Source organism: Citricoccus sp. NPDC055426 (genome assembly GCF_040677445.1).
GTDB lineage: Bacteria > Actinomycetota > Actinomycetes > Actinomycetales > Micrococcaceae > Citricoccus.
In genome coordinates this window covers 293,290-319,725 of the sequence record NZ_JBFARZ010000002.1, presented here as the reverse complement: position 1 = coordinate 319,725, position 26,436 = coordinate 293,290, and the positions used below count along the sequence as shown (strand labels likewise).

20 protein-coding genes and 1 tRNA gene are annotated in these 26,436 nt (G+C 70.1%); 15 read left to right on the top strand and 6 right to left on the bottom strand.

The window, feature by feature from the left end; genetic code table 11:
• Positions 1-6 precede the first annotated feature (6 nt).
• From AB0K08_RS05265 to AB0K08_RS05255, 3 genes are read right to left on the bottom strand one after another with little or no spacing between them, the layout of a single operon-like run.
• The gene (locus AB0K08_RS05265; protein WP_363352391.1) at positions 7-2,514 is read right to left on the bottom strand and encodes a transglutaminaseTgpA domain-containing protein; all 2,508 of its coding nucleotides are present in this window, start codon (positions 2,512-2,514) and stop codon (positions 7-9) included.
• The gene (locus AB0K08_RS05260; protein ID WP_363352389.1) at positions 2,511-3,683 is read right to left on the bottom strand and encodes a DUF58 domain-containing protein; all 1,173 of its coding nucleotides are present in this window, start codon (positions 3,681-3,683) and stop codon (positions 2,511-2,513) included. The genes AB0K08_RS05265 and AB0K08_RS05260 overlap by 4 nt, the downstream gene beginning before the upstream one ends.
• A 6-nt stretch (positions 3,684-3,689) precedes the next feature.
• Complete coding sequence (locus tag AB0K08_RS05255; protein ID WP_363352387.1) at positions 3,690-4,694, bottom strand: MoxR family ATPase; 1,005 nt, start codon at positions 4,692-4,694, stop codon at positions 3,690-3,692.
• Between the two features lie 227 nt (positions 4,695-4,921).
• Here AB0K08_RS05255 and AB0K08_RS05250 point away from each other — a divergent pair, with 227 nt between their 5' ends.
• A complete protein-coding gene (locus AB0K08_RS05250) occupies positions 4,922-5,551 on the top strand; it encodes a 50S ribosomal protein L25/general stress protein Ctc (RefSeq protein WP_363352382.1) in 630 nt (209 codons plus the stop codon).
• A gap of 8 nt (positions 5,552-5,559) precedes the next feature.
• Positions 5,560-6,153: an aminoacyl-tRNA hydrolase gene (pth, locus tag AB0K08_RS05245; protein WP_363352380.1), complete on the top strand. Its 594-nt coding sequence runs from the start codon at positions 5,560-5,562 to the stop codon at positions 6,151-6,153.
• Between the two features lie 16 nt (positions 6,154-6,169).
• Here the strand turns inward: pth and AB0K08_RS05240 are convergent, their stop codons facing one another.
• The 3 genes from AB0K08_RS05240 to AB0K08_RS05230 all read right to left on the bottom strand — a co-directional run bounded on the left by AB0K08_RS05240 (position 6,170) and on the right by AB0K08_RS05230 (position 8,753).
• On the bottom strand, positions 6,170-6,787 hold the full coding sequence (locus AB0K08_RS05240; RefSeq protein WP_363352377.1) for a hypothetical protein: 618 nt from the start codon (positions 6,785-6,787) through the stop codon (positions 6,170-6,172).
• 190 nt (positions 6,788-6,977) lie between these two features.
• Complete coding sequence (locus tag AB0K08_RS05235) at positions 6,978-7,622, bottom strand: isochorismatase family protein (protein WP_363352375.1); 645 nt, start codon at positions 7,620-7,622, stop codon at positions 6,978-6,980.
• A 45-nt stretch (positions 7,623-7,667) separates the two neighbouring features.
• Entirely contained in the window at positions 7,668-8,753 is a 1,086-nt protein-coding gene (locus AB0K08_RS05230) for an LLM class flavin-dependent oxidoreductase (RefSeq protein ID WP_363352373.1), read from the bottom strand.
• A 74-nt stretch (positions 8,754-8,827) separates the two neighbouring features.
• Between AB0K08_RS05230 and AB0K08_RS05225 the strand changes: the two genes are divergently transcribed.
• The 13 genes from AB0K08_RS05225 (at position 8,828) to AB0K08_RS05165 (ending at position 26,325) form a co-directional block, all read left to right on the top strand.
• A complete protein-coding gene (locus tag AB0K08_RS05225) occupies positions 8,828-9,415 on the top strand; it encodes a CGNR zinc finger domain-containing protein (RefSeq protein WP_363352371.1) in 588 nt (195 codons plus the stop codon).
• Between the two features lie 80 nt (positions 9,416-9,495).
• On the top strand, positions 9,496-10,554 hold the full coding sequence (locus AB0K08_RS05220; protein WP_363352369.1) for a TatD family hydrolase: 1,059 nt from the start codon (positions 9,496-9,498) through the stop codon (positions 10,552-10,554).
• 206 nt (positions 10,555-10,760) lie between these two features.
• Complete coding sequence (locus AB0K08_RS05215; RefSeq protein ID WP_363352367.1) at positions 10,761-11,780, top strand: transglycosylase family protein; 1,020 nt, start codon at positions 10,761-10,763, stop codon at positions 11,778-11,780.
• Between the two features lie 120 nt (positions 11,781-11,900).
• Entirely contained in the window at positions 11,901-12,800 is a 900-nt protein-coding gene (gene rsmA, locus AB0K08_RS05210) for a 16S rRNA (adenine(1518)-N(6)/adenine(1519)-N(6))-dimethyltransferase RsmA (protein ID WP_363352365.1), read from the top strand.
• Positions 12,801-13,769 carry a 4-(cytidine 5'-diphospho)-2-C-methyl-D-erythritol kinase gene (locus AB0K08_RS05205; RefSeq protein WP_363352363.1) on the top strand — a complete coding sequence of 323 codons (969 nt, stop codon included), beginning with the start codon at positions 12,801-12,803 and terminating at the stop codon, positions 13,767-13,769.
• A gap of 14 nt (positions 13,770-13,783) precedes the next feature.
• The gene (locus AB0K08_RS05200; protein ID WP_363352361.1) at positions 13,784-15,694 is read left to right on the top strand and encodes an ABC-F family ATP-binding cassette domain-containing protein; all 1,911 of its coding nucleotides are present in this window, start codon (positions 13,784-13,786) and stop codon (positions 15,692-15,694) included.
• 97 nt (positions 15,695-15,791) lie between these two features.
• Positions 15,792-15,863, top strand: a tRNA-Gln gene (locus AB0K08_RS05195).
• Positions 15,864-16,157: 294 nt separating this feature from the next.
• A complete protein-coding gene (locus tag AB0K08_RS05190; protein ID WP_363352359.1) occupies positions 16,158-18,782 on the top strand; it encodes a LuxR C-terminal-related transcriptional regulator in 2,625 nt (874 codons plus the stop codon).
• Positions 18,783-18,880: 98 nt separating this feature from the next.
• Positions 18,881-21,430 (top strand): LuxR C-terminal-related transcriptional regulator, encoded by a 2,550-nt coding sequence (locus tag AB0K08_RS05185; protein WP_363352357.1) that lies wholly within the window; start codon positions 18,881-18,883, stop codon positions 21,428-21,430.
• Positions 21,431-22,183: 753 nt separating this feature from the next.
• Entirely contained in the window at positions 22,184-23,308 is a 1,125-nt protein-coding gene (locus AB0K08_RS05180; protein ID WP_363352355.1) for a Gfo/Idh/MocA family oxidoreductase, read from the top strand.
• Positions 23,305-24,360, top strand: a complete 1,056-nt coding sequence (locus tag AB0K08_RS05175; RefSeq protein WP_363352353.1) for an NAD-dependent epimerase/dehydratase family protein — start codon at positions 23,305-23,307, stop codon at positions 24,358-24,360. Before AB0K08_RS05180 ends, AB0K08_RS05175 begins: the two co-directional genes overlap by 4 nt.
• 49 nt (positions 24,361-24,409) lie before the next feature.
• A complete protein-coding gene (locus tag AB0K08_RS05170) occupies positions 24,410-25,597 on the top strand; it encodes a DegT/DnrJ/EryC1/StrS family aminotransferase (protein ID WP_363352351.1) in 1,188 nt (395 codons plus the stop codon).
• Positions 25,594-26,325 (top strand): acetyltransferase, encoded by a 732-nt coding sequence (locus tag AB0K08_RS05165; RefSeq protein ID WP_363352349.1) that lies wholly within the window; start codon positions 25,594-25,596, stop codon positions 26,323-26,325. The genes AB0K08_RS05170 and AB0K08_RS05165 overlap by 4 nt, the downstream gene beginning before the upstream one ends.
• Positions 26,326-26,436: the final 111 nt, after the last annotated feature.

The window sequence follows — 26,436 nt, the reverse complement described above, 5'->3', positions numbered from 1 at the left end:
ACGCCGTCAGCGCCGGATCCACAGCGGTACCAGGGAGCGTGGGAACCACCGGGCACGACGCCGGGCGGCCGGTTCCGCGGCAGCCTCCAGCGCCGCGGTGAGCACGCGGGCGTCGTCGGCGGCCCGTTCCGCTACCCGTCTCCCGGCCGGTTCCGCGGTCCGTCCCCCAGCCTGCTTCCCAGCCTGTCCCGCAGCCTGTCCCGACAGGTATCCGGCGGGCGGCTGCGCACCCTCCGGGGCATAACGGACCCAGACCATGGCTTCGGCGAGCGACTCCGCGGCCTCCGCCGCGCTCGCCGACGAACCGGCTGCACCCGCGACCCGGGCCAGCCGGGCGGCGAAGACCTGCTCCGACTCGTGCGGCACCCGGCCGATCCCCAGATCCACGGCGGTGTCCTCCACCTCAGCCCAGGCGGCGGCCACGGAGCCCGAGCCCAGCCGGCGGGCCCTCCGGCGGTGACGCAGCCAGGCCGGGGACGCCACCACCAGCGCCACCAATAGCAGCACCCCGGCCGCTACGAACGCGGTGGCGAGTGGAACCTGCGGCGCACCCGGGGTGCCGGAGCCGCCGGTGGTGCCCGGGCCGGCGTCGTCGGTGGGGGACTGCGCCGAGCCGGACGGTGACGGGGTGGCCTCCGCTCCCGCCGTGGGGTCGACCGCGGGAGTGGGCTCCACCGTGGTGTCCTGCTGGGCGTAGCTGGGCGTGCGGCCCACGGTCTGGGTGGGTTCGAAGGGGACCCAGCCGACCTGGTCGATGTACAGCTCCGGCCAGGCGTGCGCGCGGTCCGCGGTGACGCGGTGTTCCCCGCCGGTGGCGGCCACGGGGGCGTAGCCGACCACCACGCGCGCGGGGATGTCCACGGACTGGGCCATCATCGCCATGGCGGACGCGAAGTGGATGCAGTAGCCGGCGCCGGCGGCCAGGAACTGCTCGGTCAACTCCAGTCCGGAGCCGTCATAGCCCTGCTCGGCGGGGGCCGTCTCCGAGTACGTGAACTCATCGGAGAGCAGGTGGTCCTGGATCGCGACGGCCTGCTCCACGGGGTTGTCCGTTCCCTCCGTGAGCTCCTCGGCGAGTTCTTGTACGGCGGAGCCCTCCAGCTCCCCGGCGGCGCCCCAGCGGTTGTAGACGCCCTGGGGCGCCACGGCACCGGCCCGTGCGGCGAGCTGCTCGAGTGAGAGCTGCAGGGGCAGCACGATCGCGTCGAAGGTGAGGTCCACGGGGGTGGTGTCCTCGCGGTAGGCGCTCGAGGTGGTGGGGTCCACCTGCCAGCCCCAGTCCCCGACGATGGGCTCCACGGCGGCCGCCTGGTCCGGCACGGGCGCCCAGTTCCCGGCCCAGCCGTCCAGGGTCAGTGACACGATCTGCCCGTTCGGCGGAGGACGGCGGGTCGGCGAGCCGGCCTGCTCGGACAGGTGCGCGGCGGCGGGGTAGAACCCGGTGGTGGTGGGATCCCCGGCGTACTGCGGAGGGGTCGCGTCCCAGGGGGAGGCCATCACGTCATCCACCACGGCGGTACGCAGGTAGAGGCCCTGGCCGTCCTCGGTCCGGTAGCTGATGCCCGCGTAGCCGTTGCCGCTGCGCAGCTGCTGACTCAGGTCCGCAGCGGGGTTCACGGGCCCGGTGCCCGGTCCCACCATGATCCGCCGCCCCTCCGGCGCCAGTCCCGTGGTCAGCAGGGGCAGTCCCGTCTGGGCGGCGGCCAGGACCAGGAGCCCGACGGCGGCCGCGGCCACCGTGGCCCAGCCCGCCGCCCAGCCCGCTCGCCCGCGGGTGGTCTGGGGGGTGGTCGGGAGGGTGGCCCGGCGGTCGGCACGTCGGGGCAGCCCACCAGCGCCCGCGCCGGGGTCCGAGTCCGTGCCGGGATCGGCCGCGAGCAGGGCCAGCCAGGCTGCCGCCGCCCCCGCGAGGGCGGGCCACGGCGTGGTGCCCGTGGTGAGGGCGGCGGCCCCGCCCACGAGGGCCAGGGGCGGTATCCCGGCCAGGGCGGGGGAGCGCAGTCCCGTGGCGATGGCGTCCGTGACGAGGGCGGTCAGGGCCAGCACGGCCCCGAGGCCGGCGAGCAGCGCGTCCGTGGAGGCCACCGGGATGACCTCCGTCCAGATGGTCTGCCGCAGGTCTTCCGTGGACCCGGCCATCGCCTCCACCGTGGCCGGTCGCGGCACCAGCCCGGCCAGCATGGTCTCCGGCCACCACTGCCGGCACCAGATCCATCCCGCGGCCAGCAGCCCGGTGGCCAGGGGCCGTAGCATCCGGGTGCCCAGGCTGCGCACCACCGCGGCCACGGCCAGACCCACGAGGGCGGGCCCGGCGGCGGGGACCAGCCAACCGGCCACGGGGTCCTGGAAGGCCGCGTCGAGGGAGATAGCGGCGGCCAGCACGAGCCCGGCCACGAGCAGGGCCGGAAGCCAGACCGTCCGGAGCAGGGACCCGGCGGTGCGAGCCGGGGTGGGTGTCGGCGCGGGTCCCGGCGCGGGTCCCGAGGTGGTGGCCGAGACGGTTGCTGGGCTCACCGGCCCGGCTCCGCCACGAGCCAGCCGCCCACCGTCAGCCGGTGCGCGGCGTCTTCGGAAGCGGCATTCTGGTGCTCGGCAGTCCCGAACAACACGGCCACCCGCTGCAGGTGGTGCGGCACGGTGGCCAGCACCGGCAGGTCCCTGCCCACGGCGGCACCCATCAGCACGACGACGGCCGCCGCCTCGGCCGGCAGCGCCGCCGGCCACGTGGCCTCCCGCGGGGAGGCACCGAGCACGGCCGTGGCCAGGTCGGGGTCCAGGGCGTGCCCGTCCTGGTCCATCAGCAGCACCTGGTGCCCGGCGCCCTGGAGCCGCAGGCACAGTGCAGCGGCGGCCCGCACGGCCTGTTCGAATCCCGGCGAGGTGTGCCACGAGAGTCCGGCCCCGCCGTCCACCTCGTGTCGGCCGGCGGCAAAGGACTCTGCCCGGCAGTCCAGGACCACCACGGCCCAGGGGTCATGGGCCCACTCCTCCTGGCGCATCATGAGCCGGCCCGTCCGGGCGGTGGCGCCCCAGTGCACCCGGGTCAGGGAGTCCCCGTCCCGGTGCTCGCGCACCAACAGGTCATCCGGGGCGGCCTGGCTGCCCAGTAGGTCGGCGGCATCACGCTCACCGATACCGGCGCGCATCACCCGGTCGAGCTCGTCGTCCTCCAGCGGTTCGGGGAGGACCTGCAGCCGGGACGTCCCCGCCACGTGGGCATGCGCGGAGAACAGGCCGAACGGCCCGTGCAGCCGGACCAGGGCCGGTCCGAGGAGGTAGCTCCCGCGGGCCGGGGGCCGCCACCGGTAGTCGTGGCCAAGGGCCGTCACCGGCGCCGGGCCGCGGCCGGGCACGGCGTCCACGAGCCCCGGGGGCGGCGGCCCGGAAGAGTCCGCAGCACCGCCGGGGCCGAAGGAGACGAGCACCCAGCCGCCCTCTGGGACGGCACCGGGGGTGACGGTGCGCGTCAGGTGGATCCGGCGGGCCAGCACGGTCCGTGCGGCGAGCACCGCGGCGGAGGCGGCCAGGATGACCGCCAGGAAGATCCCGAGGGCGATCGCCTCCCGCCGGCCCAGTGTCAGCCCGCCCAGCACCAGCAGCGCGGCGGCCACCAGCAGGGCCAGGCCGCGGGCCGTGGGCCGGAGGCCGGCGGGCACCGGCCTCCGGCCGTCACGGGCAGCCATGGTCCGTCACGGTCCGGCGGGGACGGGGACCGAGTGCAGGATCCGCTCCGTGGCGGCATCGGCCTGGGCTGCCTCGTCCGTGGACCGGCGGCGCAGCATCAGCCGGTGGGGGAAGACCACTGGCACCACGGCGGCCACGTCCTGCGGGGTGACGAAGGCGCGCCCTCTGATCGCTGCCTCGGCCTTCGCCGCCCGCAGCAGCTGCAGCAGCGAGCGGGGGCTCGCGCCGACGAGCACCTCGGGGTGCTCCCGGCTGGCACGGCCGAGGTCCACCACATAGCGGGCCACCGGATCGGCGACGTGTACGCGGGAGACCGCCTCGATCATCCGCAGCACCTGCTCGGTGCTGGCGACCTGCTGCAGCCGGTTCACGGGGGCGGCCGAGGGCCGGGGGTCCTGGTGGGTGTGGAGCATCTGCAGCTCGGCCTCGGCATCCGGATACCCCATGGTGATGCGGGCCATGAACCGGTCCCGCTGGGCCTCCGGCAAGGGATAGGTGCCCTCGGACTCCACGGGGTTCTGGGTGGCCACCACCATGAACGGCTCGTCCAGCCGGTGGGTGGTTCCGTCCACCGTGACCTGGTGTTCCTCCATGCACTCCAGCAGCGCGGATTGGGTCTTGGCCGAGGCCCGGTTGATCTCGTCCCCGATCACCACATTCGCGAAGACGGCGCCGGGACGGAATTCGAAGGTGTGGCGGTCCTGGTTGAACACGGAGACCCCGGTGACGTCGCCGGGCAACAGGTCCGGGGTGAACTGGATGCGCTTGACCGAGCCGCCCACCGTCCGGGCCAGGGCACGGGCTAGCAGCGTCTTGCCCACGCCGGGCACGTCCTCCACCAGCAGGTGCCCGCCGGCGAGCAGGACCAGCAGGGCGGTGCGGACGGCGGTGTGCTTGCCGTCCACCACGGAGTCCATGGCCATCAGCATGGACCGGGTGGTGGCGGTGAGCTGCTCGCCGCCGGCCTCCCAGGCCTCGTCGAGAACCTGGCTGGACGGTGACGGTTCCACGGATCCTCCTGCGATGGTGCGGGCCCCTCGGAATCCCAGCCTACTGGTAGGATGGTCGGCGTTGCCCAGGCGAGGGAGCGTCCCGCTCCGTGATCGACAAGGCCGCCGTACCGGATCCAGGCACTGCATGCTGAGAACCGCACCACGGCGATTTCCTAACGTTTCATCCCTGGAAGGCCCGCCGCCACCACCGTGGCCGCGGAAGAGTAGTACAGGAGGAACATCCCATGAGTGACCAGATCAAGATCCAGGTTGAGCGCCGCGAGGACTTCGGCAAGGGCGCGTCCCGCCAGGCCCGCCGTGAGGGCAAGATCCCCGCGGTGGTCTACGGCCACGGCGGCGATCCTGTGCACCTGCTGCTGCCGACCCAGGAGACCACGCTGGCCGTCCGCAACCCCAACGCCCTGCTGACCCTGGTCCGCGACGGCGAGGAGCACCTGGTGCTGCCGAAGGACATCCAGCGCAACTTCATCTCCCAGACCGTGGCCCACATCGACTTCATCACCGTCCGCAAGGGCGAGAAGGTCGTGGTCGACGTGTGGGTCCACGTGGACGGTGAGGCCGCCCCGGGCACCACCTTCAACCTTGAGGAGGCCTCCGTGCCGGTGCTGGCAGATGCCACCTCCCTGCCCGAGAGCGTCACCATCGAGATCGAGGGCCGCAAGGCCGGCGAGCACGTCTACGCCAAGGACGTCAAGCTGCCCGCCGGCACCACCCTGGAGCTCGAGGACGACTACGTCATCGCCACCATCGCCGAGACCATCGAGCAGGACCTGGGCGAGACGGAGGAAGAGGCCGAGGAGCCGGCAACCGTGGGTGCCAAGGGTGGCGCTGCCGCGGAAGGCTCCGAGGGCTGATCCTCCCCGTGGCATCGCAGGATACGTGGCTCGTGGTCGGGCTCGGCAACCCCGGGCCCGACTACGCCCGTACCCGCCACAACATCGGCCAGATGGTCATCGACGAACTGGCCGACCGCTTCGGCACCGGCCTGTCCGCGCACAAGGCGGGCGCCGCCGTCGGGACCGCCCATGTGCGTCCCGGCGGGCCGAAGCTGCTGCTGGCCAAGCCGGCCAGCTACATGAACGTGTCAGGGCGCCCGGTGGGCGCCCTGGCGCGGTTCTACTCCGTGGACCCGGCGCACCTGATCGTCATCCACGACGAACTCGACATCCCCTTCGACGCCCTGAAGCTGAAGATCGGCGGGTCCGAGGGTGGTCACAACGGGCTCAAGTCCGTCTCCCAGGTGCTCGGCACCAAGGACTACCTGCGCGTGCGCGTGGGCGTCGGCCGCCCCCCGGGGCGTCAGCCCGCCGCCGATTACGTTCTCAAGCCCTTCTCCGCCGCCGAGCGCGAGCTGCTGCCCCTGCACGTCGACCGCGCGGCGGACGCCGTGGAGGCCCTCGCCGAGGGGACGCTCGAACAGGCCCAGCAGCGGTTCCATCCCGCGCCGGCGCGCTGAGCCGGCGCGCCCGGCGTCAGCGGGTGAGGCCCGCCAGCAGCTGCGTCATGTGCCCGACCGCCGGCTCCAGCACCTCGGCCATGGCCGGATAGGCGGCATCCTCGCGACCGTACGGGTCCGGCAGGTCGATCGAGTCCAGCGAGCCGCGGACCACCGGCCGGTGCCGGGCCAGGTGCCGGGCCAGGGCCCGGACCCGCTCGGGCAGGTTCTCGGAAGACCCAGTGCCCGACGACGGCCCGCCCCAGGCCGGCAGAGTCCCGTTCTGCAGGGCCTCGGCGGCGGCGCCGAACTCGGTCATGGTGAACGTCCGGTTCAGTGCGCCCGGGGTGTCCCGCAGGATCCGGGCGATGTGCTCCTCGGTGGCCGCGAGGATGAGGTCTGCCTGCTGCACCGTGCGTGCATTGAGCGCCGTGGGGGAGTGGGCGCCGAGGGTCTGAAGCGCCGCGGCACCCTGCAGCCCGTGGATCTGCTGAGGGACTGTGAGGCGGGGGTTGACCTGCGTGCCAGCGGAGACGACCCGGTAGCGGCCTGGGGCCTGCTGTTCCAGTTGACGGGCCAGGAGATGGTGCCCGTAGGCGGAACGGCAGATGTTGCCCGTGCACACGAAGAGCACCGTGGCTTGCTGGTCGGTCATTCTCGGGGTGGCCTTTCGCAGGTGAGGGGTGCAACTGTCCATAGTAGTGAACCGGCGGGGACCCGGCACCCAGCGGCCCCCTCACCGGGAAATCCATCGGATGGGTCGAGGGGGCGCCGCTAGTGGACCTGAGCCTGTTCTGCCGGATGCGGGCCGGGAGCGGTCGCCTGGCCCCGTCCGGTGCCAGGGGTCAGGCGGTGGCGATGGACCGCCGGCCCTGCATGGCCGAAGACCCGAGATCACCCTTCGAGAGCGGGGCGCCTTCGGCGACGGCGGCGGTCCAATCCTCGGTGGTGGCCACGGCGGCGAAGTTGGAGTGCAGCACCACCATCAGGGTCTCGTGCAGCTGCTGGGCGCGGACGCTGCCGGCCTCGTTGGCCAAATGGATGGCACCGGTGGCGTCGGAAAGGACCTCCACGGCCAGCCCCAGCGACTCGGCGTCGGAGGCGGTTCCCAGCACGCAGTTGTTGGTCATGTAACCCACCAGGGTGATGGTGTCGACCTGGTGCTCGCGGATCCAGTCGAGCAGTCCGGTGTCGGCGAACACGCTGGCATAGGACTTGGTGACGCGCTGGGCCGACGCGTCCACGGCGGCCTCCACGTCGGGGTGGACCTGCCATCCCTGAGACCCGGCGGCGAACACCGGGGCACCGGCGGGGTATTCGTGCTGGATGACGGCCACCGGCATCCCGGCCTGCTGGGCCGTGGCGATGGTGCCCACGATGCGGGCCAGAGAATCCTCACGGGGCGGATACTGGATGGCCAGGGGGCCGTCGGCGTCGAAGTAGTCGTTCTGCACATCGATGACGATGAGGGCGCGGCGTGGGGCGGACATGATGGTTCTCCTGCTCAGTGGGTGCGATGGATCGTGCTGATGGGTTCAGGCGGTGGGGGTGTCGTAGTGGTCGGCGAGGAGTTCGACGGTGCCGGTCGCGGCGGACAGGTCATGGGCGCCGACCACGGTCATGACCTCGTCGACCTTCGTCTGCTCGTGCAGTTGCTCGAGCCGGGCGGCGACCGTGGCCGCGGTGCCGGCGAAGGTGCGGTTGGTGTACAGGTCCAGGATGGCCCGCTCGTTCGCGGTCGCCGGGTAGGCGGCGACTTCCTCGGGTGGGAGCAGCGCGTACGGTTCGCGCTTGAACATGCGCAGCATCGCCATCGCCGTCGTGGAGGCCTGCCGTCTGGCCTCGTCGGCGTCCTCGGCGACGATCGTGCTGACGCTGACCAGCGTGTGCGGTCGGTCGAGCGCCGGGGAGGGGGTGAAGTTCTCCCGGTAGATGCGCATCGCCGTGTCGATGTCGGCGTCGCCGAACTGGAGGGCGAACGCGTACGGGCGTCCCAGCCGGGCTGCCAGCTGCGCCGAGTACGGCGAGGACCCGAGGATCCAGGCCTCCGGGGTCGTCGCCGGGGCGGTGACTCTGTTCTGCTCGGCCTGCCACGGGCCCGGTACCGCGTGCACCGTTTGGTAGGGGTGGCCCGCCGGGAAGTCGTCGGCCAAGAAGCCCAGCAGCTCGGCCACCTGCTGGGGGAACGCGTCGTTGGCTCCGGCCCCGCGGCGCAGTGCTGCCGCGGTGGCCCCGTCGGTTCCCGGTGCGCGCCCCAGGCCCAGGTCGATGCGCCCGGGGGCGAGAGCCTCGAGCATCCCGAACTGCTCGGCGATCACCAGCGGGGCGTGGTTGGGCAGCATCACCCCGCCCGCTCCGAGGCGGATCCGTTCGGTCGCGGCGATCAGGCGGGCGATCATCAGCGGCGGCGAGGCCACCGACAGCGCCGGCATCGCGTGGTGCTCGGACATCCAGAACCGGTGGTAGCCGCGACGGTCCGCAGCACTTGCCGTCTCGATCGTGGCCTGCAGGCCTTCGGCGGCGGTCTGCCCGATGCCCGGGCCCCCGCCGGTGTGGACGGACAGCGCGAACGGGGCGGTGCCGAAGGGTGGAGCCGGGAGCATGCACGTCTCACTTCTCATGGGTAATCGGATGCTTTGACGTGATTGACTCTAACAAAACTGTCACGGGAAAATCTGTCGGATACCATGAGGGCATGGCTGAGTCTTCACTCCCGCTCGTTCCGGGCGCCCGGGAGCACCCTGCTCTCGCGCTCGTCAACAGCGCCGTCGGCCTGGTCGGCGGCAGGGGTTTCGATGAGCTGTCGACGCCGGAGGCCGCGACGGCGTGGCTCATCGCCCGCGACCTCATGGCGCCCGAGGCCGGGCTGCAGGAGCACTGCCAGGGCAGGCTCAGGGGCCTGCGGGACGATCTGCGCGACCTCTTCACCGCGCACGCCACCGGGGACGTCCCCACCGCCGCGGCCGTTGATGCCCTCAACCGCGCACTGACCAGCGCCCCGGGGGCGCTGCTGCTGCGCTTCGACCCGGCAACCGGGTTTACCCGCAGTCCCGAACACCCGATGACCCAGGTCGTCGAGCACGCCATGGCCGCCATCGCCGAGGACGCCGCCACCCTGCTCACCGGCGACGAGGCGCCCCAGGTGGCAGCCTGCGAGGCGGACTCCTGCCAGCGGTTCTTCCTGCGTACACACGCCCGCCGGCAGTGGTGCTCCAATCGGTGCGGCGACCGAGTGCGCGCCGCCCGTGCCTACGCCCGAAAGCGCGCCACGAAGACCGCGTAGATCCCGATCGCTTCTGAGGCCGAAGCCCACCCGCATCTGCGGGCTCCGGCCGGATCCGTCCATGTGCCAGCATGGTGGACATGGCCTCTGAAGCATCCGCGAAGTCCACCGACGCAGCCCGTGACGCCGACCCCGCCGCAGGCGTGCCCGCGGCCTACCGGCCGGCCCCGGCTGTCGACGAGCGGCCCGACGGATCCGCCGACCAGCCGGCCGACCGATCCGGCCCGACCACAGGAGCGGGTGGGGCGAACGGCTCAGGGGATGGCCGTCGTCGGGCACCGACGGAGGAGAAGTCCAAGCGAAAGCGCCGCCTGGAGTACCCGCCGGCCCCGGAGCCGCTAGGTGTGCCCGTGGTGGACAACCACACGCACCTTGACTTCCGGGACGGCCTGGTCTCGGTGGACGTGCACCAGGCCATGGACGCGGCCGAGGCCGTGGGCGTGGCCGGTGCCATCCAGGTGGGGTGTGACGTGGAGTCCGCCCGGTTCACCATCGAGGCGATCGAGGCCGAGCCCCGGCTGCTGGGCGCGGTGGCCATCCACCCCAACGACGCCGCCCGGCTGGCCGAGCGCGGACACCTCCAGGCCGCGCTCGCCGAGATCGAGACCCTGGCCGCGCACCCCAGGGTGCGGGCCGTGGGGGAGACGGGGCTGGACTACTACCGGACCGGGCCCGAGGGCGTGGACGACCAGCAGGAGTCCTTCCGCTGGCACCTGGAGCTGGCCCACCGGCTCGGCAAGGCCGTGCAGATCCACGACCGGGACGCCCACGAGGACGTGGTGCGGATCCTGCTCGACACCCCGAACAGGCCCGACCGCGTGGTGTTCCACTGCTTCTCCGGGGACGCCGAGCTGGCCCGGGTCTGCAACGAACACGGCTGGTACATGTCCTTCGCCGGCCCCGTGACCTTCAAGGCCAACGAGGAGTTGCGCGGCGCCCTGACCGAGGCCCGCGAGGAACTGCTCCTGGTGGAGACCGACGCCCCGTTCCTGACCCCGCACCCCTGGCGCGGCCGCCCGAACGCCCCGTATCTGGTGCCCCTGACCCTGCGTGGCATGGCCGAGACCCGGGGGGTGGAGGCCGATGCCCTCGCCGCCGCTGTGATGAACAACACACGATTGGTCTACGGGGATTTCTGAGCGCTCCTGACCAGCGCGTTCCCTCCGGCGCGCAGGGCGGTCACGGTTTGAATCTGAGCAGAAACCGACACGCGGCACCGTGACCAATTTGAGATCTTCGTTATGTAGCCGTTACTGTTGACCCTCAAATGGCCGGATCGGGCCACCAGTGCCTGTGCCATCGGCCCTGAAACCCCGTGCCCGGAGATGTCGACGTCTGGAAGATCATGGCACGAGTGATGCAGGGCCGTCTGGCCAAGGGAATCGCCCAAGTACTTGCACTGGCCCTCGTGGTCGGCGGACTGGTGGCCTTCGTGGTCGCCCAGCGTGGCGCCGAGGCCACCGCCTCCGCGCAGTCCGCGAGCGAGATCACCGCCGGCGAGGCCTCCGCACCGGGATCCGACCTGGGCAGCTCCGTGCTGCAGCTGGAACGGGCCTCCCAGGTGACCGTGGACCTGCCGAAGGTCGTCACCGTGACCTCCGGCCCGTACACCCGCTCCTTCGCCACCCAGGCGGAGAACATCGAGCAGGCCCTGCGCGATGGCGGGGTGAAGTTCGACGACAACGACTCGATCACCCCGGCCCGCGACGCCGCTATCACGGCGGACGTGGCCGTGACCGTCCAGCGCGTGGACACCACCACCGAGACCACCACCCAGGCCCTGCCGTTCGAGACCGTCAAGGTCCAGGACGAGGACCTGGCCGAGGGCAAGACCACCGTGCTGGCCGAGGGCCGCTCCGGCGAGCAGTCCACCACCTGGACCGTCACCACCGTGGACGGTGAGGAGACCGGCCGCGAGGCGACCGCCACCGAGACGGTGCGCGAGCCCGTGGAGCGCCGCCTCGCCGTCGGGACGAAGAAGCCCGAGCCGGCTCCGGTGCCCGCCCCGAGCCGCAGCACCTCCGGGTCCGCCTCCCCCTCGTCCGCCTCCTCCTCGTCCTCGTCCTCCTCTTCCTCCTCGTCTGCAGCCTCGGCGCCTTCCCAGGCCTCCGCCCCCACCTCGGGTGCCTGGCAGGCCCTGGCCCAGTGCGAGTCCGGCGGGAACTGGTCCATCAACACCGGCAACGGCTACTACGGCGGCCTGCAGTTCTCGGCCTCCTCCTGGGCCGGCGCCGGCGGCACCCAGTACGCGCCGCTGCCGCACCAGGCCACCCCGGCCCAGCAGATCGCCACCGCCGAGGTGCTGCGCTCCAACGGCGGCTGGGGCCACTGGCCCGCCTGCTCCGCGCAGCTCGGCCTGCGCTAGGCCCAGCCCCGGCCCGGCCCGGCCCCACCCCGGCCGCCCGCCGGCCTGACGGCCGTGTTTATCCCCAAAGGCCCGCCCCGGCGGGCCTTTGGCGTTGCCCCTCACCGTAGGATGGAGCGCGTGACCGCACCCGAGAACCCCCTGCTCTCCGCCGCCGACATCCGGCGGCTCGCCTCGGAACTGGACCTGCGGCCCACCAAGACGCTGGGCCAGAACTTCGTGATCGACCCCAACACCATCCGGCGGATCACGGCGGCCTCCGGGACCGGGCCGGAGGAGCACGTCCTGGAGGTCGGCCCCGGGCTGGGCTCGCTGACCCTGGGACTGCTGGATGCTGCCGCCGCCGTCACGGCCGTGGAGATCGACCCCGTCCCCGCCGGTCGCCTGGCCCGGACGGCCGAGGAGTTCCGCCCCGGCGCGCAGCACCGGCTCTCCGTGGTGCTGGCCGATGCCATGCAGGTCTCCGCCGCCGAGCTCGACGCCCTGCGACCCGAGGCCGCGCCCGGACCGCCCACCGCCCTGGTGGCCAACCTGCCCTACAACGTGGCGGTGCCCGTGCTGCTGCACCTGCTGGCCGAGCTGCCCTGTCTGGACCACGGCCTCGTCATGGTCCAGGAGGAGGTCGCCGACCGGCTGGCGGCGCCCCCGGGGTCCAAGACCTACGGCGTGCCCTCGGCCAAGGGCGCCTGGTACGCCTCGGTGCGCAAGGCCGGCACCATCGGCAAGAACGTGTTCTGGCCGGCCCCCAAGATCCAGTCCGGCCTGGTGGCCTTCACCCGGCGCCGCCCCCCGGAGACCACGGCGAGCCGCCAGCAGGTCTTCGCCGCGGTGGACGCCGCCTTCGCGCAGCGCCGCAAGACCCTGCGGGCGGCCCTGGCCGGATGGGCCGGCTCGCCGGCCGCGGCCGAGACCGCCCTGCGCGCCGCCGGCGTGGACCCCCAAGCCCGGGGCGAGGTGCTCGGCATCGAGGACTTCGCCCGCATCGCCGCGCACCGGCCCGCCCCCACCGAAGGAACCTGAGTGTCTCTGCCCGTCCCCTCCACCACCCGGCTCTTCAGTCACGTCACGGCGCAGGCCCCCGGCAAGGTCAACCTCTCGCTGCGCGTGGGGGTCCCCCGGGCGGACGGCTACCACCCGGTGGCCAGCGTCTACCTGGCCGTGTCCCTGCTGGAGGAGGTCACCGCCACGCCCCGGGCGGACGGTGAGATCACCGTGTCCCTCTCCGAGCAGTCCAGCGCCTTCGTGGACCCGGCGGTGATCCCGGCGGACGCCTCCAACCTGGCGGTGCGCGCCGCCCTGCGCCTGCGGGAGCACCTCGGGCTGGACGCCCCGAGCCACGGCGTGCACCTGGAGATCACCAAGCAGGTGCCCGTGGCCGGCGGCATGGGCGGAGGCTCCGCGGACGCCGCCGCCGCCCTGTTGGCCTGCGCCTCCCTGTGGGAGGCGGGCCTGTCCCGCCAGGCGCTGGCCGAGATCGCCGCGCCGCTGGGCGCGGACGTGCCCTTCGCGGTGATGGGCGGGGCCGCCGTCGGGCTCGGGGTGGGGGATGAGCTCACGCCGCTGCTGGCCCGCCACCCGGTCTACCTGGTCCTGATCCCCGCCACCACGGGGCTGTCCACCCCGGAGGTCTACGCCCTGCTGGACCGGCTGCGGGAGGAGGAGGCGCTGCCGGTGCCCGAGGGGGCGCCGGAGGTGGACCGGGAGCTCGTCCAGGCCCTGACCACGGGGGACGCCGAGGAGTTGGCCCTGCGGCTGGCCAACGACCTGCAGGTGCCGGCCGCCACCATGGTGCCCGAACTCTCCGAGATGCTGGACGTGGGCCTGGAGGAGGGCGCGCTGTCCGGACTGGTCTCCGGCTCGGGGCCCACCGTGATGTTCCTGGCCCGCTCCGCCGAGGAGTCGTTCCAGCTCGCCGCCCGGATCGAGGACCGCACGGGGGTGGCCGCCGTGGCCGTCCACGGACCGGTCCATGGGGCCAGGGTCCTTTGACTAGAGTGCTGTAAATGGCTCATCTGCTCGGCGCCGAGAACATCGGCATCTCCTTCGGCACGCGTACCGTCCTGGACGCCGTCTCCCTCGGCGTGGACGAGGGGGACCGGATCGGCCTCGTCGGCCGCAACGGTGACGGCAAGTCCACCCTGATGCGGATCCTGTCCGGACAGCAGTCGCCCGACGCCGGCCGCGTCACCCGCCGCGGCGGCACCACCCTGGGTGTGCTGGACCAGCGGGACGACCTGGACCCGGAGGACACGGTCCAGCGGGCGGTGGTCGGGGACGCGGAGGACCACGAATGGGCCTCGGACCCCAAGATCCGGGACGTGATGGGCGGGCTGCTCGGCGGCCTCGACTGGTCCCGCACCGTGGGAACCCTCTCCGGCGGCCAGCGCCGCCGCACCGCGCTGGCGAAGCTGCTGGCCGGCAGCGACGACCTGATCTTCCTGGACGAGCCCACCAACCACCTGGACGTGGAGGGCGTGGCCTGGCTGGCCGAACACCTCAAGACCCGCTGGCGGGCCACGGACGGCGGGCTCCTGGTGGTCACCCACGACCGCTGGTTCCTGGACGAGGTCTGCACCCGCACCTGGGAGGTCCACGACGCCGAGGTGGAGCCCTTCGACGGCGGCTACGCGGCCTGGATGCTCGCCCGCGCCGAGCGGGACCGCGCCGCCGCCGTGATCGAGGGCAAGCGCCAGCAGCTCGTGAAGAAGGAGCTGGCCTGGCTGCGCCGCGGCGCCCCGGCCCGCACCGCCAAGCCCAAGTTCCGCATCGAGGCCGCCAACGCGGTGATCGCGGACGTCCCCGAGCCCCGGGACTCGGTCTCCCTGGCGAAGATGGCCACGGCGCGGCTCGGCAAGGACGTGCTGGACCTGGAGTCCGTCACCTTCTCCGTCCCGGTGCCCGGGGAGGGGCACGACGGCGGCGGGAGGCGCACGCTGTTCGACGACGTCACGCTGCGCCTGGCGCCCGGCGAGCGCGTGGGGATCGTGGGCGTCAACGGCGCCGGCAAGTCCACCCTGATGCGTCTGCTCGACGGCCAGCTCAGCCCGGACTCCGGAAGGGTGCGGCGCGGCAAGACCGTGCAGACCGCCATCCTCACCCAGGACGTCACCGAGCTGGACGAGGTCTCCCACCTGCGGGTGGCCGAGGTGATGGCCCGGGAGGGCAACTCCTTCCAGGTGGGCGGCAAGGACGTCTCCCCGGGGCAGCTGCTGGAGCAGTTGGGCTTCGGCACCTCGCGACAGTGGACGCCCGTGGCGGACCTCTCGGGCGGGGAACGCCGGCGGCTGCAGCTGCTGCGGCTGATGGTCGGCTCGCCGAACGTGCTCATGCTGGACGAGCCCACCAACGACCTGGACACGGACACCCTGGCCGCCGTGGAGGACATGCTGGATGGCTGGCCCGGCACCCTCGTGGTGGTCTCCCACGACCGCTACCTGCTCGAACGCGTCACCGACCACCAGCTCGCGCTGCTGGGGGACGGCCAGATCCGGGACCTGCCCGGGGGTGTGGAGCAGTACCTGCGACTGCGCGCCGGACAGGGGGCCGCTGACCGCAGCGGGTTCGGCGGGACGGGCGCCGGTGGGCCCGGGGCCGGCGGGGGAGCTGGCACCGCGGCCGGGCGCTCCGGTGCCGGGGCCGGCGTCGGGCAGGGATCCGCCGGAGCCGCGTCGGATGCGACCGGGCCGAGCGAGGCCGAGAAGCGGGCCGCCCGCAAGGAGGCCGCCAAGCTGGAGAAGCAGCTGGCCAGGATGAGCCAGGAGGAGCAGGGGCTGCACGAGAAGATGGCGGCGCTCTCCGAGGCCGGCGACTTCGAGGCCCTGGCCGCGGCCACCGCACAGTTGGGCGACCTCCACGAGCGCAAGGACGAGGCCGAGATGGCCTGGCTCGAGGCCGGGGAGGTCGCCGAGGGCTGACGACACGGTGCCGGCTGACGAGGAGGCCGACGAGGTCTCGCCGGTCCTTGTGGAAGAATAGGTTGCCGGTCCGGGTGATGCTTCGGTCCCCGGCCGGTCCGCCCTGGTGTAATGGCAGCACGCCAGCCTTTGGAGCTGTGCAGTATAGGTTCGAATCCTATGGGCGGAACCCGCGGACCCCGTAATATTCACGGGATCCAATCGGCAACCCTTCCGCTGGGCCCCATCCTGTCCCTAAGATCTGGTGCTTAGGGAATCCCCTCCCTGTGATCTGATCGCACTCAGTGTCCTTCCAGGAACTTCCCCACCCGGCAGGCCACCGTATACATCAAGGGCAAAGGGTATGCAACCGTCTCCGTCTCAAGCACTGTCTCAAGCCGCACCTCAACATTCCATCCCGCTCACCTCGGGTGACCCCACCGCCGTCAAGCAGGTCCTCCCCGGCCTGTCTGCTGTCACCCGCATGGACGGCCCGTCAGGGTCTGCCGAGCAAGCACCGCTGGCCGTCCCGGTGATTCCCGCACTGGACCTGTCCTGGCTGGAATCCGGAGCCAACGGGCGGTGGATGGACTCCCCGGACGAGGCGGTCCGGGCCTTGGAATCGATCTTCGGTGGTGACGGGCCCGGCGGGGCCATCCTGACCGGAGAACTCGGCGATCGCCGCGAGACCATCGAGGCCGCGCTGGCCTCCGTGCCGGCGGACCGCGCCGTGTTCCGTCTGCACGGCAGCGCCTTCGCCTCGGCCACGCCCTACGGGGCGCTGGCCATCCTGCTCTCAGGACTTCAGGAGGCTCCGCCGACCCACTCCCACGGCCTGATGCGGGTGCTGTCCGAATTCCTCTGCCCTCCCGGCGCCGAGCCGGCCATCGTGATCGTGTCCCAGCCGGACCAGATCGATGCGGGCACCATCACCGTCCTGGCCCAGCTGGCACAGATCCACCACATCACCTTGGTGGTCCATTGCGAGCGCTCCACCGATGTCCCGATCGACCTGGCCGCGCTGCGGCGGCTCGGGACCCTGACCGGGATCACGGTCTGGCCCCTGACGCCCGCGGCCAGCCAGAGCCTGGTGGAAGAGGTGGCCGGAGGGCCGGTGACGCGTTTCGCCGCGACGGTCCTGTGGCAACACTCCGGCGGTTCCATCCAACGGCTACGCCAGCTGACGCGAGACTGCATCTCCTCCGGAAAGCTGCGGCGCAGCGGGGCCGACTGGGTGCTCGACTCAGGTCCACTGCCGCGCCCGACCAGCGGCGGGGATCCCTCCGCCATGCTGCGGGGCCTTCCCGTGCGGCAACGCGCCCTCTTGGAGATGCTCGCCATCTGCGGGCCCATGCGGGTGGGAGACCTCATCCACACCGGGTACGCCGCCGAACTCGACGAGCTGGAGGAGACCGGAGCCCTGGAGATCCGCAGTGAACACAGCGGTCGGGTGGCCCAGTTGAGTGCCGTGCAGTCCGCGGAGACCATGGCGGCGATCGAGCCGGACCGTCGCCGTGAGCTGACGGCGACCCTGGAGATGCTGGATCCCGGATACCTCAGCGTGCTCCGGGCGGCGCAGGACTTCGTGGCCATCGGCAACTCCACCGAGGCCGTGGCCCTGTTCTTCGACCACGAGAGGACTCCCGCCCAGCCGATCCGGGCGGCCTCGGTGATGGGCAGGATGCACCTCGCCTGGGCCGAGACGCGGACACGGTTCATGGTGGGAGACCTGGAGGGTGCGGAGGCGGTCCTGAAGAACTGCCCGGAACGCAGTGCAGCGGCACTCATCGTGCAGGCGGCCGCGCTGGCTGCGGTGCGCGGCGACGCGCGCCGAGTCCACGCACTGCTGGACTCCCTGCCGGAGGACCACCTACCCGACCCGCAGACCGACGACGGCGCCATCTTCACCCGTGAGTCCATCCGGTGCCGGGCCCGTGCCCTCCGGGCTGAGGCCCTGGCCCTCTCCGATGACCAGGCCGGGGCCATCCAGATCGTGGTCGAACTCGACCGTGAGCTGGCCGGCTTCAGGAACCTGGGCATCATCAACGACCTGATCGGTCCCTTCGAACGGGCCCTGCTGGCTGAGTCCATGCTGACCGTGCTCGCCACCTGCGGACAGTTGGACCGCTGCCGGGATCTCGCCGAGGCGGTCCTCGCGGGACAGCACGGCAACCCCTATGCGGTGCAGTACGCCGATCTGGTCCTGGCCGTCCTGGAAGCCGTCAGCGGTGATCAGGTCCGGGCGGGGCAGCGAGCCGCCACGGCGGTGGCACAGTTGGAGTGCCTGGGGCGTCCGCAAGACCTGGAGACGGCCTTGGCCGTCAAGGCGTACTGTGCCGATGTTCCGGACGGGCAGCAGAGGCCGCTGGAGGCCGGGGGAGTGGACTCCTCGCGCGTTTTGGAGTCCTATGCCCAAGAGAATCGCAGCGCCGACGAGGTTCAACCCCTCGGACGTCTCGGGTGGATGGCGGAACTGCTGCTGGGCTGGTCCATGGGGCGGATCCACTCTCCGAAGGCGCGTACCGCGCGGCTGGTGGCCCTTGCAGACCGTGCCGCCGCCGAAGGGCTCCGCGCGGTGGAGTTGGCTGCAGTGTCCGGGGCCTTCCATTTCGGTGAGACGTGGCTGGCCCCCCGTCTCGCGGAGGTTGCCGCCAGCACCCAGACGGTCGCCTCGGTGCCCCACCTGATGCTGGCCCACTCGGTGCTGGAAGACGATCCCGAGCAACTGTTCCAGGCCTTGGAATCGTTGGCTTTCGCCGGATACTCGGGGCACTTCGAACAGGGTGACCTGCCGCTGATGCAGGGGCTAACGGCCCCTCAACTCAGGCGCCTGACGGAGGTAGCCGGGGCAGCTCGCCGTAGCGGACCGGAACCGGAGGAGCCGGGCGGCGATCCGGTTTGGATGTTCGGTCTGACCCGTCGTGAGAAGGAGATTTCCCGATTCGTGGTGTCCGGAAAGACGAATGCGATGATCGCCCGGATCAGTGGGATCTCGATCCGGACGGTCGAGGGTCATCTCTACCAGGTGTATGCGAAACTGCAGCTCAAAGGCCGCGCTGATCTGATCCGGTTGGCCGCTGTCCATACCACGCAGCGGCATCGACAATGACTGCGCCGCAAGTCGGGCGCCAGGCGCCGTCAGCCCGGGCCGGAGCGGACTTGGACGCCCTCGTAGATGTGCTGCGGAGGAAGCGGGCCGCCGGAGCCGTGATCCTCGGTGGGCCAGGTATGGGAAAGTCCTCGCTGGTTCAACAGGCACTGAAGATTTCCGACCGCCTGGGGGACGTATTGACCGTTCAATGCAGTCCGAGTTTGCGGGAGGTGACCTACGGAGCCTTGTCCCCCCTGCTGATCGGGTTGCACCGATTGGAGACTCCGGTGGAGGTCCTGCGTGCCTTGCAACTCGGACAAGTTTCGCCGGTGATCGTTGTGGTCGACGTCCAACACTTGGACGCCGCAAGCGCCTTCGTGCTGGCCCAGCTGGTCCAGAACCAGGCAGCCACCCTCCTGGCCATGGGGACCGGCCCACTTGATCGGGCCTCCGGTCTGGCTGCGCTGGCTGACACTGGGGTGTTGCAGACTATCCATCTAGACCCCGCAGACGCGAGTCGAATCCGGCGTCAGTGCGAAGACGTTCTTGGAGGACCGCTGACTGCGGGGACAGCACGGACCATCCATGGCATGACCGGGGGAAACCCTCGGCTGACCAATGCCTTTTTAGCCTCGGCCCGGGACCAGGGGATGCTGGTCCGGGCTCCGGGCGGCGCGTCCATGCCGGGGCTTCCGGCCCCGTGGGTGCTGTTGCGGGCTGCCCCAGAACCGGACGCCCGTCTCATCGACACCGTGGAGACGATGCAGGACTCACTGCTGCCCGGTGAGCGAGAGATACTGGAATTGGTCGCGTTGACTGGGAGGGCGCCCCGGGCCCTACTACGGGTCATTGCAGGAGAACACGTCCATGATCTACTGACGGCAGGTTTGCTCCGGGAAGATGGCCCTGGTGAGTTCGTGGACCTGGCTGGAACGATTCACGCCGAGGTGTTGCGGGCCCACATCGCCCCGGGGCGGAGCTTCGAACTGTATAAGAGGTGGGTTTCCGCGGGCGGTGACATCGAACAGGGCCGGACGGCCCGCAGCGTGCTCTGGACGCTGGAGTGTGGCCAGAGTGTGCCGGCCCACCAGCTCATGGACGCCAGTTACGCGGCGCTGCAGGTCAAGGACTGGCCGACGGCCCGGGCCCTGGCTCCCCACCTCGCCGGATCCAGGGAACCGCGGGCGGCGCTGCTGGCCGCGGAACTCATGCTGCTGAGCGGCCGAACCTGGGCGGCCCGCAAGGAATTGGAGGACCTCGCCGTCCAGACCTCGGATCAGGGTCTGAGGACGGAGGCCCTGTCCCTGCTGGCCCTCAGCCTTGTGACCGCCGGTGAGGCCCCCAATGTCTGGGCTGCCCTGCCACCCTTGTTCTCCCGCTTTCGAGAGCGTCGGCCGGAGCCGTCGGACTCACCTCCAGTGCTGCTGAGCTTCGTGGAGCTGATCAGCAGCGGTACCGCTGATCTGCACCGCCCCGAGGTCTTGGAGCAGCTGCAACGGGTGATCGACGATCCGGACACCCAGGACTTCACCCGGGCCACCATGTTGCTCGTGCAGGCCGATGCGTTGACCATGGCGGGGGACCCGGATTCGGCCGTCCGCGCCGCGGAAGGTGCCTACGCGATGGCGCAGAGGTTCCCTGCCTTCTCCGCGCGATTCGGTCTCCAGTGTCTGGCCGCCCTCGTGTTTGCACACGTCACCGCCGGGTACATGGACCGAGCGCGGGAACTGCTCGAGGAGCAGATGACCCTGGAGCCACGGCAGTGGCATCAGAGATCGGGCACCATCCTGGTCCTTCAGCACCTGGTGGAGAGTGCAGACGGCACGCCGCAGGACGCCTACCCGTGGATTGAGGACGCGGTGGTGGAACTGCGTCAGCATGATCCCCTCCAGCTGTCGCCCTTGGCCGAAGCCCTACTGGCTCCCCGGCGGGCCAGCGTCACGGTCGGGATGCCGAGCCCCACCGCCGATGAACGGGCAGAGAGGAGCATGTCGGGTCCGGAAGCCTGGTGGCTGATGTCCCTGGCCCTTTTCAGCATCGCCGAGGACCGGCACCCTGACCTCTCGGGCGTGAGCAGTCCGCTCTGGCGCCGGGTCCTGGACGATCCACGGTTGCAGCACCGCCCCGTGGTCCGCCGGGAGATCCTGCTGAGCCTGATCATGAAGCGTGATCCGGCGGACGTGGACGAGGACCTGCTGCGAGAACTCCAGGGGGGAGCCGCCGACACGGCCGGCCCCCGGTCCGAGGGCTTCGCCCGCGTGTTAGAACCGGCTCTCGCACAGGATCACCGGAGCCTGGCCGAGGCAGCCGTAGCGATGACCGCGGCGGGAAGAATCCTTCCTGCGGCATTCGCCTGGGCGCAGGTGGTTTTGCTCCATCATCGCTCTGGCGACCTGCGCCGCCGGGGTGAGGCCTTACGCCACCTCAAGCGGCTGGAAGTGCGGGCTGGTGTCGCATTCCCGCCCTACATTGCTAAGGCTCAGGCCTTGGGCGAATTGACGGCTCGGGAGCGGGAAATTGTGGAACTCGCAGCTCAGGGCCTGAGCAACGCCGAGGTGGCGGATCGACTCTTCGTCTCGCAGCGCACGGTGGAGGGCCACCTGTACCGAGCCTTCACGAAACTCGGGATCACTGAACGGTCTGGATTGCGGGACGTCCAGTTATGAATTCCTGTATGGCACCTCATCGTCCAAGTATCTGACACTTTCGGCACGGCACCTGTTCCACGTGGAGCAGGTGCCGTGCCGATTAAGCTCTGTGGATCACACCTTTAGTGCTCCGCTCACCTCGTCGCTGTTGGACTGCCGTGGCGCCTTCCTGGAAACGGCATTAGTGCGTCCCGCGTCATTCCTCGAACGTGACGAGTACGGATAGGGGGCAGGCGGGTACGCACCACGTGGACCAGCTGGGCTAATCGAGTAGCCATCTACGGATGTGGAACCGGTTCCAGGAAACCTAGGCTCTAAGTGTCCGAATGGGCTGCCACACCCCCTCGGCGGCCCGCCTCGGGGACCAGCACTCTCATGGGCCGGTCCTCTTCCAACGCAGGTGGGAGATTGACTTGCAGTTTTACCTCAGCGATGTGCCCCCAGAACGGGCTGGTCTGTGACCATGCCCCAGGTCACTGATCAGGTGATCGTCCCGCACTTCGGGTCCATTCCGACGACACGCCGGTCTCGGAAGCGATCCCGAACCGTACCGCCCCGTGCGTACTCAGGTAAGCGCGCCGCAGCTACCGCTCGTAGGTTCAGTGCCCAGCCGTCGGATGAGGTCGCCCGCTATGTGAGCTTCCAGGGCCAGGGGTGGGGCAAAACCATCTGCCTCGATCTCTACTCCGTCGAGAACTGGTCAGTCACCGGTGATCTACAGATCATGTGGCACCGGTTCAACGTCATGACCCAGACCGAAGGAGCGAACTGATGAGTATCGCGAGTGATTCCCCAGTCCACCCCGCCCTGCGCGTCGCCGTGATCGGTGCCGGGCTCCAGGGGGCCAACTTGGCCCGCCACTTCTCTATGAGCACCGATTGGGACCTCGTGGCCATCTGTGACACTAACCGCAGCCGCGCGGAGGACCTCGCCCGTACGACCGGCAAGCCGGCTGTGGCAACATCCGTTAACGAGTTGTTGGCTCGACATGACGTCGATGCGGTCGCCATTGCGACGCCGGCTCGCACCCACCACGCGATCGCCTTGCAGGCCATCGCAGACGGCAAGCACGTGGTGGTTGAGAAGTTGTTGGCCGACAGTACCGAACGCGGACGGCAGATGATGGTCGCTGCCCATGAAGCCGGCACCATTCTGATGGCGGACCACACCTACTGTTACACGCCAGCCGTGCTGAAAATCCGGGAACTTATCACAGCGGGAACACTGGGGGACATCCTCTATGTGGATTCAGTTCGGATCAACCTCGGTTCGATTCGGCCGGAAGAAGACGTGTTCTGGGACTTGGCCCCGCATGACCTGTCTGTCCTGGACTTCATCCTTCCGGATGGCTTGCAGCCGTTGTCGGTGTCCGCCCAAGGGGCCGACCCGCTTCGCTCCGGGAAATCCTGTGTGGGTTACTTGGCGCTGCCGCTGGCCAACGGTGCTCTGGCTCACGTCCACGTCAACTGGCTCTCTCCGACCAAGATCCGGCAGATGGTGATCGGCGGATCCAAGAAGACTCTCGTCTGGGACGACCTGAACCCGCAGCAACGCCTCAGCATCTTTGACCGCACTATGGAATCCGGTCGCCGCGAGCCGTTCCTCCGTGACCCCATCAGGCGCAATGACGGCGCCGTCTCATACCGCCTCGGTGACACCTGGTCTCCGGCGCTCTCGGAATTCGAGCCCCTGGGGTTGATGGTGTCCTCCTTTGCCGAGGCGATTCGTGGCAAGCATGAGGCGCCCACCGAAGGCAGCTCCGCTTTGCGAGTGCTCTCCGTTCTCGAAGCCGCTACCGATTCCCTTGCCCTCGGCGGCACCAAGGTGCCCGTGGGCAACACCCACGCTCTGTCGGAGAAAACCAACCGCACCTCCACGTTGGAGTTTGCCCGATGAGTGCTGACAAAGCACCAGAGGCCCCCTCCCTGAACAGAGGGAAACACCTCGTTATCGGTGGAGCCGGATCGATCGGCTCCGAGATCGTGGACCAGCTGGTGACGGCCGGTGCCGAGCGAGTGACCGTGCTGGACAATTTGGTGCGCGGACGTCGGTCCAACATCACCGCGTCGCTGGACACGGGACGCGTGGAGCTGGTGGAAGGGGACATCCGCGATCGTGCCCTCGTCCGGGAGCTAGTCGACGGCCCGGGCGGAGTGGACACCGTGTTCAACCAGGCCGCCACCCCGATCACCCAGTGCGCCGACGACCCACGACTGGCCGTGGACGTCATGGTCAACGGGACCATCAATGTGCTTGAAGCAATAGATAAAGTTGGGAAATCCGCTACCGCCGCAGCCCGGGGCACCCGGGCACCCAAATTGGTGGCGGCCTCGAGCGCCTCTGTCCATGAGATGGCGGAAGTCTTACCGATGGGGGAAAGACACCGCGCGCACAACAACCACACGGCTTATGGTGCTTCGAAGATGCCCGGCGACAAGATCGTTGCCAGCTTCCGGAATAAGTACGGCCTCGATTACGTGATAATGCGCTACGTCAACGTCTACGGGCCCTACATGGACGTGCACGGCAAGTACGCCGAGGTTTTGGTCCGCTGGATGGAACGTATCGACGACGGGCTGCCGCCGCTGATCTACGGCGACGGGAGCAACGCTGTGGATTTCGTGACCACCGAGGATGTCACGCGCGCAAACCTGCTGGCCGCCGTCAGCCCGATCACCGCGGGCGTCTACCACGTGGCCTCCGGCACCGAGGTGTCCTTGCAGGATCTCGCCGAGGCGCTGCTGCGCGTCATGGGCTCGGACCTGCCGGTCGAGTACGTGACGGAGCGGACCAGTAAATCTGTGGAGCGTCAGCTGGCAGACACCTCCGCCGTTGCGCGCGACCTAGGCTTCCACGCCACCATCGGACTCGACGAAGGTCTTCACCAGCTCGTCGAGTGGTGGCGGAGTCTCCGGGTGGGCGTGGCCACAGACAGCTCCCACATCTAGCCACTCCGGCCTCCCCTAACCTGGTCGAGAAGAGATCGAGAAACCGACAATGAGCAGAATAAGCGTGATGAAACCCTGGCTGGGTCCAGAAGAGGCCGAGGCTGTATCCCGGGTAATCGTCACCGGCCGGGTGGGGCAGGGCCCACGGACCATCGAATTCGAGCGGGCTTTCAGCGCCGCCAATGCAGTATCCCACGGCGTTGCCACCTCATCTTGCACGACGGCATTGCACTTGGCGCTGGTGGTGGCCGGCGTGCAGGCCGGGGACGACGTGATCGTCCCGTCTCTCTCCTTCATTGCCACCGCCAATGCCGTCACCTATCTGGGAGCCCGCCCCGTCTTTGCCGACGTGGACCTGGTGACCGGTAATGTCACGGCCGAAACCCTGGACGCCGTCCTAACGCACGGGACCACAGCTGTTATTGCAGTGGATCAGGGCGGCATGCCGCTGGATCTGGAACCAATACGAGAACTCTGTGACCGCCACTCCCTGGCCCTGATCGAGGACGCAGCCTGTGGCGCTGGGTCCACCTACCGTGATCGACCCGTGGGCACGGGCGCGGATGTCACGGCATGGTCCTTCCACCCCCATAAGCTGCTCACCACCGGCGAGGGGGGCATGCTTACCACGGACAACCCCGAGTGGGCGGCCCGAGCGCGAAGGCTGAGGGACCATTCTCTGGATGTCTCGGCCGCAGAACGGCATACTTCCGTCCTGCCGGTTCAGGAGAGGTATCCCGAGGTGGGCTACAACTACCGGATGACTGACTTGCAGGCGGCCATGGGGCTGGTCCAGTTGGCCAAGTTGCCGGAGATGATTCGCCGCCGACGGGCACTCGTGGACGACTACCAGGCCGTGCTTTCGACCCTGCCGGGACTGCGGTACGCAGTGGACCCGGAACACGGGAACTCCAACTTCCAGTCGTTCTGGGTAGAGGTTCTGCCGGATTTCCCGCTGAACCGGGAGGAACTGCTGGAATGGCTGGCTACCGACGGGGTAGGCGCTCGGCGAGGGATCATGGCTGCCCATCGGCAAGGGGCCTACACGGGGCACTCGGGCCTGGTGCGACCCCTCCCCATGACCGAGCGGCTCTCAGACAACTCCCTGATCTTGCCGATCTTCCACACTATGACCGAGGAAGAGCACCGGCGCGTGACGGACAGTCTGAGAGCGGCTGCCGAATCGCCTCGTAATACGAGGGAACACCCGACCACCCGGGGGGGTGGACGACCATGACCGGACTCCTCCTGCTGACAGCCAGCGGACTGGCCCGAGAGACGCTGGCCTCTATCCGTTCCGCCGCACCCGTGGGGCGCCACTCCGTGGTCAACGCGGCGGCGGATGTGGTGGGATTCCTCGACGACGACACTTCGCTGCACGGCACTGCAATGGCCGGGCTGCCCGTCCTCGGCGGGCTCGACCTCGCGGCGTCCCGCCCGGAACGGCTCCTGGTGTGCGCAGACGCGGGCCGGGCTCGAGAAGCGATTGTGGAGCGGCTGGCGGCACTCGGAGTGGACGAGGAGCGGTACGCCACACACATCCATCCTTCCGTGGTGATCGGTGGCGACTCCAGTCTGGGCGCCGGGGCCATTGTCCTAGCTGGCTGCGTGCTGACTTGTGACGTCACGGTGGGTCGCCACGTGGTGCTGATGCCGCGGACTGTGCTCTCCCATCATGACGTCCTGGGGGACTACGCAACCTGCGCAGCCGGGACCACCTTGGCCGGGCACGTGATGGTCGGGGAGCGGGCCAGCCTAGGCCACCAGAGCGCCGTCCTTCAGGACCTGAGCGTAGGATCGGACGCCGTTCTCGGGATGGGGGCTATGGTCCTGCGAGACGTGCCGGCCGGCGAGACCTGGGCCGGAAATCCGGCCGGTCCGCTACGTGGGACTGAACCGGCTGGCGTGGCCGCGCCCGAGGGCGCCCTTGCTCGCCTAATCGCCATGAAGGGAAGCTCGGCATGAGGATCCTCGTTTGCCCCCAGCAGTTGGGTATGGGCAGCAGTCAACTCAACGCGATCGAGATGGCTACCGCCATGCGCCGGTACGGGCACGAACCGGTGGTGTACTCCGCAC

Coding starts and splice junctions, on each gene's coding strand:
- AB0K08_RS05260 (WP_363352389.1), bottom strand. CDS start 3,683: ATGGCTGCCCGTGACGGCCGGAGGCCGGTGCCCGCCGGCCTCCGGCCC.
- AB0K08_RS05250 (WP_363352382.1), top strand. CDS start 4,922: ATGAGTGACCAGATCAAGATCCAGGTTGAGCGCCGCGAGGACTTCGGC.
- AB0K08_RS05240 (WP_363352377.1), bottom strand. CDS start 6,787: ATGACCGACCAGCAAGCCACGGTGCTCTTCGTGTGCACGGGCAACATC.
- AB0K08_RS05235 (WP_363352375.1), bottom strand. CDS start 7,622: ATGTCCGCCCCACGCCGCGCCCTCATCGTCATCGATGTGCAGAACGAC.
- AB0K08_RS05230 (WP_363352373.1), bottom strand. CDS start 8,753: ATGAGAAGTGAGACGTGCATGCTCCCGGCTCCACCCTTCGGCACCGCC.
- AB0K08_RS05225 (WP_363352371.1), top strand. CDS start 8,828: ATGGCTGAGTCTTCACTCCCGCTCGTTCCGGGCGCCCGGGAGCACCCT.
- AB0K08_RS05220 (WP_363352369.1), top strand. CDS start 9,496: ATGGCCTCTGAAGCATCCGCGAAGTCCACCGACGCAGCCCGTGACGCC.
- AB0K08_RS05215 (WP_363352367.1), top strand. CDS start 10,761: ATGGCACGAGTGATGCAGGGCCGTCTGGCCAAGGGAATCGCCCAAGTA.
- AB0K08_RS05200 (WP_363352361.1), top strand. CDS start 13,784: ATGGCTCATCTGCTCGGCGCCGAGAACATCGGCATCTCCTTCGGCACG.
- AB0K08_RS05190 (WP_363352359.1), top strand. CDS start 16,158: ATGGACGGCCCGTCAGGGTCTGCCGAGCAAGCACCGCTGGCCGTCCCG.
- AB0K08_RS05180 (WP_363352355.1), top strand. CDS start 22,184: ATGAGTATCGCGAGTGATTCCCCAGTCCACCCCGCCCTGCGCGTCGCC.
- AB0K08_RS05175 (WP_363352353.1), top strand. CDS start 23,305: ATGAGTGCTGACAAAGCACCAGAGGCCCCCTCCCTGAACAGAGGGAAA.
- AB0K08_RS05170 (WP_363352351.1), top strand. CDS start 24,410: ATGAGCAGAATAAGCGTGATGAAACCCTGGCTGGGTCCAGAAGAGGCC.
- AB0K08_RS05165 (WP_363352349.1), top strand. CDS start 25,594: ATGACCGGACTCCTCCTGCTGACAGCCAGCGGACTGGCCCGAGAGACG.